The organism is Mesorhizobium sp. CCNWLY176 (genome assembly GCF_037153935.1).
Taxonomy (GTDB): domain Bacteria; phylum Pseudomonadota; class Alphaproteobacteria; order Rhizobiales; family Rhizobiaceae; genus Mesorhizobium_M; species Mesorhizobium_M zhangyense.
The window spans coordinates 433449-439956 of the sequence record NZ_JBBBDZ010000003.1 but is presented as its reverse complement, the minus strand read 5'-3'; the positions used below and the strand labels follow the sequence as shown (position 1 = coordinate 439956).

Annotated in this window: 7 protein-coding genes; 1 reads left to right on the top strand and 6 read right to left on the bottom strand. The window is 63.0% G+C overall.

Annotated features, from left to right (window positions below; translation table 11 throughout):
• The 4 genes from WBQ96_RS07725 to WBQ96_RS07710 form a co-directional block, all read right to left on the bottom strand.
• Nucleotides 1-204: hypothetical protein (locus WBQ96_RS07725; RefSeq protein ID WP_337035874.1), on the bottom strand; the 204-nt coding region annotated here is incomplete at its 3' end.
• A 94-nt stretch (nt 205-298) separates the two neighbouring features.
• Entirely contained in the window at nt 299-1606 is a 1308-nt protein-coding gene (locus WBQ96_RS07720) for a CynX/NimT family MFS transporter (protein WP_336548898.1), read from the bottom strand.
• Nucleotides 1603-2280: a FadR/GntR family transcriptional regulator gene (locus tag WBQ96_RS07715; protein WP_165115729.1), complete on the bottom strand. Its 678-nt coding sequence runs from the start codon at nt 2278-2280 to the stop codon at nt 1603-1605. Before WBQ96_RS07715 ends, WBQ96_RS07720 begins: the two co-directional genes overlap by 4 nt.
• 168 nt (nt 2281-2448) lie before the next feature.
• The gene (locus tag WBQ96_RS07710) at nt 2449-3180 is read right to left on the bottom strand and encodes a dienelactone hydrolase family protein (RefSeq protein ID WP_165115731.1); all 732 of its coding nucleotides are present in this window, start codon (nt 3178-3180) and stop codon (nt 2449-2451) included.
• A gap of 161 nt (nt 3181-3341) precedes the next feature.
• Between WBQ96_RS07710 and WBQ96_RS07705 the strand changes: the two genes are divergently transcribed.
• Entirely contained in the window at nt 3342-3719 is a 378-nt protein-coding gene (locus tag WBQ96_RS07705; RefSeq protein ID WP_336548894.1) for a hypothetical protein, read from the top strand.
• A 17-nt stretch (nt 3720-3736) separates the two neighbouring features.
• Here WBQ96_RS07705 and WBQ96_RS07700 read toward each other — a convergent pair whose 3' ends face one another.
• A complete protein-coding gene (locus WBQ96_RS07700; RefSeq protein WP_165115734.1) occupies nt 3737-4417 on the bottom strand; it encodes a 4Fe-4S dicluster domain-containing protein in 681 nt (226 codons plus the stop codon).
• Between the two features lie 379 nt (nt 4418-4796).
• Nucleotides 4797-6371 carry a trimethylamine methyltransferase family protein gene (locus tag WBQ96_RS07695; RefSeq protein WP_091915109.1) on the bottom strand — a complete coding sequence of 525 codons (1575 nt, stop codon included), beginning with the start codon at nt 6369-6371 and terminating at the stop codon, nt 4797-4799.
• Between the last annotated feature and the right edge of the window lie 137 nt (nt 6372-6508).

The following is a 6508-nucleotide window of genomic DNA, read 5'->3' as shown; positions in this document are numbered from 1 at the left end:
CAAGCCTAAATGCAATTCGTCATTCTCGACCTCGTGAGCGAGGAACGAGCGGAGAGTGTCGGGAATCCATGCCGGAACGGAGAAGAACTTCAGCGGTGCAGAACGCGCGTCAATATCCGGACCGGGCCGCGCCCAACGATGCCCTGACCAATAGATCCCGGATAACCTCCGCTTCGCTGCGGTTTCCGGGATGACGAACTTCATGGTTGGCTTGCGCTGATCGTCACGGATGGTGTCCTGAACATTTCGGCATGCAATTATTAGCCGGCAAAGACAAATGCACTGGACAGAGTGACTATCACTCTTCCCCCACCCTCACCGTTCGCGCCCCCACATGCAGCGCCCTGCCCGCACCCCATCCCATGATTGCGGCACCGACACCGAGCGCCACGAAGAGAAACGCGGCGGCGTGAAAACTGCCGGTCCAGCTGCGGATGAGGCCGACGAGCAATGGGCCGATTGCTGCCAGCACGTAGCCGACGCCTTGCGCCATGCCGGAAAGATGCGCGGCGACATGGGAATCGGGCGAACGCAGCACGATGACCATCATCGCAGCCGCAATCAGCCCGCCCTGCCCGGTGCCTTGCAGCACCGCCCAGAACAGCACGGTGGAGGTGGGCGCAAACAGAAAGCCGAGCAGCGCGACGACTGAAGCCGCGACCAACACCACATTGACGCCGCGCTGGTCCCTAAAGCGAACGGCCAGCGACGGCACCGCCAGACAGGTGACGACCTGCATCATCACCGAAAGCGAAACAATGCCGCCGGCAGTCGCCGCATCGAAGCCGCGTTCGCGCAGCATCGGCGCGAGCCAGCCGAACACGCAATAGGCCAGCGCCGATTGCAGCCCCATGAACAACGTGACCTGCCAGGCGAGCCGGTCGCGCCACAAGCCGACGACACGAAAGCCTGAATGGCTGGCCTGCGCCTTCCGCGCCAGCGCCTGCGGCGCAAAGATCAGCATCACGACCAGCGCCGGCACCGCCCAAGCGGCGAGCGCGCCCGACCATGAGCCAACGACATGCTCGATGGGCAGCGTCAGCCCCGCTGCACCCGCGGCGCCGCCGCAGAGCGCCATGGTGTAGAGCCCGGTCATGATCGCCGCGTGGCTGGAAAAATCGCGCTTCACCAGCCCCGGCAGCAGCACATTGCTGACGGCAATTGCAGCCCCAGCCAGGAAAGTGCCAGCAAACAGGACCGGTACCGCTTCCAGCCCGCGCAGGGCCGTTCCGATCGCCAGCAACAGCAGTGCGCCGAGCAGCACGCGCTCTGCGCCGAAGCACTGAGCAAGCTTGGGCGCAAAGGGCGCAAAGACTCCCAGGCAGAGGACCGGCAGCGTCGTCAGGATACTGGCGCCGACGGTCGACAGGCCGGTTTCCTGGATGACTTCCGGCAGCAGCACCGACAGGCTGGAAAACAACGGCCGCAGATTGAAGGCAATCAACACGAGGCTCGCGCCGAGCATTATCTGCGCCGCGCGGCTGTGAAGCTGCGGCGGTAGCGGACGCGGAATGCTGTCTTCTTCGGCATCAATGAGCTGGCTGTCAGCGGCATCCATCGCGGCGGGCTTGTCCTGCGCCTGCGGCCGGGGAAAGTTCTGGTTCATTGCGAAAGCAGCCGATCGAGTTCGAGAAGAACGGGCGCCATAAAGGTGCGGACGGCGGCGGCGGCAATGTCGGGATCGCCCGAGGCGACGCCATCGACAATGGCCTCATGCGCCTTGGCATCGGGCTCGGACACATCGCCGGCGAGCGTCGACTGGATCGTCTCGATAATCGCCGCAGAGAAGAAATCGTAGATCTCGACCATCGCCCGGTTGCCTGACGCGGCAACGACCGCCTTGTGAAAGGCGATGTCGCGGCGGGCAAAGGCCTCGCGCCCACCATCGGCAGGCGTACCGCGCTGCGCCAGCAACCGGCGCATCAGTGCGATATCGGCGGGCGTGTGGCGGATGGCGGCAAGCCGCGCCGCTTCGATGTCGAGTGCTGCCCGCGCCTCCCACTGGTCGCGCAGGCCAGCTCGCTTTACCCGGCTCAGCGTACCGGCGGTGTCGACGGCGGAACGCACATAGGTGCCGGAGCCTTGCCGGGTTTCGAGAAATCCTTGCGATACCAGCGCCCGCACCGCCTCGCGCACCGTGCCGCGGCTGACGGAGAGCATTTCGGTCAGCGTGGCTTCGTTGGGGATGCGCTCGCCGATGGCCCAGCGGCCATTGACGATTTCGAGCCGCACGCTTTCGGCGGCACTTTCGGTGAGATTGGTGCGGACGGCTGGTTGCATGGCAAGTATTCATCAAGTCATCGGATGACTTGATGAATACGCCTCTGGCCACCAGCCGTCAACTCGAACGGATTCAGGCAGGATTTTCCGATGGATAGGCGGTCAAACTGAATCAGTTTGTGAGAAGCCACAGCAATCGTTCTGGCTGTTTACACGAACGTCTCCGCTTCAGCGCAGCGTTTCGGCGAAGAATGTGGTCAGGTGTTGCCAATGACGCTCGGCACCCTTTTCGTTGTAAGCACCATTGTCGGGAACGCACCATCCATGGTCCGCGCCGATATAGTTTTCGATGATGTGATCGACGCCGGCCGTGCGCAGCGCCTCGGCAAGGCGGCCGGACTGCTCCGGCGGAAAGCTGCCATCGACGCCGGCGGTACCGACATAGACGCGTGCCTTGATACTGGCTGCATTGTTGTGCGGGCTATCGGGAGCGTCGCTTGCGAGCCGTCCGCCGTGAAAACTGGCTGCGGCGACAATGCGGCCGGGATAGGCTGCGGCGGCATTCAGCGCGCGGCCGCCGCCCATGCAGTAGCCGACGGCGCCGATCGGCCCGGTCGCGCCATTTTCCGACAAGGCTTCGAGAAACGCCGCCGTGTCGCGCTGCGTCATCTCCTGCGTGGTACCGCCGACCATGCCCATGAGTTCGGCGCGCAGTTTCTCGTCGCTGAAGGCTGTCCTGGCATCATAGGGACCGTAAGCGCCGAAACGGTAGAAGAGATCGGGTACCAGAACCGCATAGCCCTCGCCCGCTAGGCGCTCGGCCATTTCGTAAAGTGCTGCGCGCGGCCCGAAAGCGTCCATATAGAGGATGACGCCGGCCTTCGAAGTCGCTGAGGGCAGGATCAGAGCCGCCTTGGCGGTGCCGTCTTCGGTCTTGATCTCGATGTCGCGCATGGTCATTGGCTGCTCCTTTGCTCCGGTTCGATACATAGCCGTCTGCCCCCATAGGGCCAAGGCAGCGCCGGATTGCATCGTTCAATAATTCGTGCGGGGAGAAGGCGCCGCTCGCCTTGTATAGCCGCCCCATCTCTGGAACATGGCACGGCAAGATGAGGTCACACATGAAAAATCGACTGCTGCCGGCGCTGTTTTGCCCGGTAATCTCCGCCATTTTTCTTGCCGGCTGCACATCCTCCGAACCGCAGGATCTCGGCTATTCGCCTGCGGCTGCTTCGACATCGCAGATAAACGCCGCTTCCGAAAACCTCCCGGCTCCCAGCCTCGCGGCACCGTCACCCGCAAACGCGATGCCTGCGCCAGCAGCCGCACAGCCAGAAGTTGCCAATTCGGTTGTCGGGTTTCCCAGCCCGCCGCCTTGCCCGGACCCGGACGGTTGCGCGCCGAAGCCCGTCGCCAGCGCCTGCCGCACGGTCGGCAATGTGACAACCTGCGACGCCCCTCGCGACCCCTCGGCCGACGACACGCGCTACACCAACTGACCGCGCGCCTCGCTCGGCTACAATCCGGCAAAAGCCTTCATGTGAAAGGCCTGCACCTCAGCCGCATAGCGATATTCCGTCCCATAGGGACAGGCGTTGCGGGCGATGCAGCCGGTATCGCGGCAAGGTGCGCCATTCGGCCCGCGCACATGCGACAGACATGTCTCATAGGCAAATCCATCGGCGGAATATGCTCCGACCGGACAGGAATTCAGGCAAGGTTTTCCGATACATGCGTCGCAAAGATGAATCGGATTCTCAGGCGCTTGAATCGGAATCTGATGATCGAACAGAAGCGCCCCGCGATAGGCGTGCCAGAGGCCGTATTCGGGATGCATGAGAATACCGAGCGGCGACGGTTTTAGTCCCTCAACCCGCATCGCCCATTGCTGGAACGGCAGAAACGGCCGGTCTGACGGCGAGACGGCCCGCGCGCCGAATTCCTCCGCCACCGCGCCGATGACCTCGCGCGACCATGTGTCGAGCGGGTTTTTCAGGTGGCGTGGTTGTTTCTCGTGCCAGCGCAGAAAATGCGGCCAGGGTGCTGAGCCTGCCTGCCCGATGAGGAGGACGGATTTCGCGGGGACATTCGAGAGACCGGTGGGCGCTTCCTCGCCAGCGCTGAAGTTGAAGCCGCCGCGCGGGATAAGGCCATGGGCAGTCAGGGCGGTGGAAATATCGGCAAGAGGGTTGCTCATGGCCACAGTCTAATCGGCGAATTTGGACCGCCTGCGCGAGCTTCAACGTTCAGGCATGGATCCCCGGGTTCTCCGATCTTCGCTTCGCTCAATCTCCGACCCGAGGATGACGAATTCCTTGACGTTCGCCGCAAATCGCAAACGCTGGTGACTAGCCGAAACGGTTCTCCCGTCGTCATCCTCGGGTCGCAGCACGAGCAAAGCGACGTGCGGAGAACCCGGGGATCCATGCCTGAGAATTGCGGCCGAATGAGACGGTCCAGAAAACAGCCGTCTAAAAGCACAAGCCTCACCCCTTGTCCGGTTCGGAGAAAGCGCTCCGCCAGACTTCCTTGTGAATGATGTTGGCGACTTTAGCCCCGCCTGAATCGGGCTCCTTTCAAGTGAAGGCGTCGGGCATCGATTCCTTCTTCTTGGCAATGAAATCGATCAGCCCGTCGTCGATGCCCTGGTCGAGCGCCGGCGCTTCGTAGGTTTCGAGCCAGCGCCGCGCGAGGTCGTTGGCGCGCTGCGGCGCGGTCTTCTGGCCCTCGGCCAGCCACTGCTCGTAGGAATTGTTGTCGGCGATCGAGGAACGGTAGAACGCCGTCTGGAAATTCGCCTGGGTATGGTCGCAGCCGAGATAATGGCTGCCCGGCCCGACCTGGCGGATCGCATCCATCGCCTGGCCGTTTTCCGACAGATCGACGCCGTCGGCGAATTTTTGGCTCATGCCGAGCTGGTCGATGTCCATCATGAACTTCTCGTAGCAGGAGGCGAGACCGCCTTCGAGCCAGCCGGCCGCATGCAGGACGAAATTGGTGCCGGCAAGCAGCGTCGAGTTCAGCGTGTTGGCGCTTTCATAGGCCGCCTGTGCATCGGGAACCTTGGAGGCGCAGAGCGAGCCGCCGGTGCGGAACGGCAGGCCGAGGCGACGGGCGAGCTGTGCCGCGCCATAAGACACCAGCGACGGCTCCGGCGTGCCGAAGGTCGGCGCGCCCGACTGCATGGAGATCGACGAGGCGAAGGTGCCGAACAGCACCGGAGCGCCGGGGCGGATAAGCTGGGTGAAGGAAGCGCCGGCCAGAACCTCGGCCAGAACCTGCGTCAGCGTGCCGGCCACCGTCACCGGGCTCATCGCGCCAGCGAGAATGAAGGGCGTGACGATGCAGGCCTGGTTGTTGCGGGCGTAGACCTTCAGCGCGCCGAGCATGGTTTCGTCAAAAACCATCGGCGAGTTGGCGTTGATAAGGCTGGTCAGCACCGTGTTCTGGTCGACGAAATCGTCGCCGAAGACGATCTTGGCCATCGCGATCGTGTCTTCGGCGCGCTCCGGCGCGGTGACAGAGCCCATGAATGGCTTGTCGGAATATTTGATGTGGCTGTAGATCATGTCGAGATGGCGCTTGTTGACCGGCACATCGACCGGCTCGCACACCGTGCCGCCTGAATGGTGGATCGATGGCGCCATATAGGCGAGCTTCACGAAATTGCGGAAATCCTCGATCGTCGCATAGCGCCGGTTGCCATCGAGGTCGCGCACGAAGGGCGGACCGTAGACCGGCGCGAAGACTGTCGCATTGCCACCGATCTGCACGGAACGTGCCGAATTGCGCGCATGCTGCGTGTACATCGAAGGCGCGGTCTTGAGCAGCGAACGCGGCAGGCCCTTGGGAAAGTGCACGCGTTCGCCTTTTACGTCCGCGCCGGCTTCCTTCCACAGCGCCAGCGCCTCGGCGTCGTCGCGGAATTCAATGCCGATTTCTTCCAGAACGGTGTCGGCATTCTTCTCGATCAGCGCGAGGCCCTCTTCATCAAGCACCTCGTAAACCTTGATCTTGCGGTTGATATAGGTCTGCTGCACGCCGGGGCCGCCGCCCGAACGCGCCGCGCGCCGCGCTGCCGCTCCGCCGCTGGCGCCGCGTCCGCGCCGTGCGTTGGAGGCTTCCTGCTCGGACAAGAGGTTATCTTCCATCGAAGTCATCCCTAGAAATCTGACATGGAGCGCTTTTTGCACCCTTGCTCCGGATCGTAGCCATGCCCCCTTAGCGAAACGGCCCGCCAGCGCCAAGACCTGTCGCAAAATCGACAAGAAAACCGATAAGTTGGCGG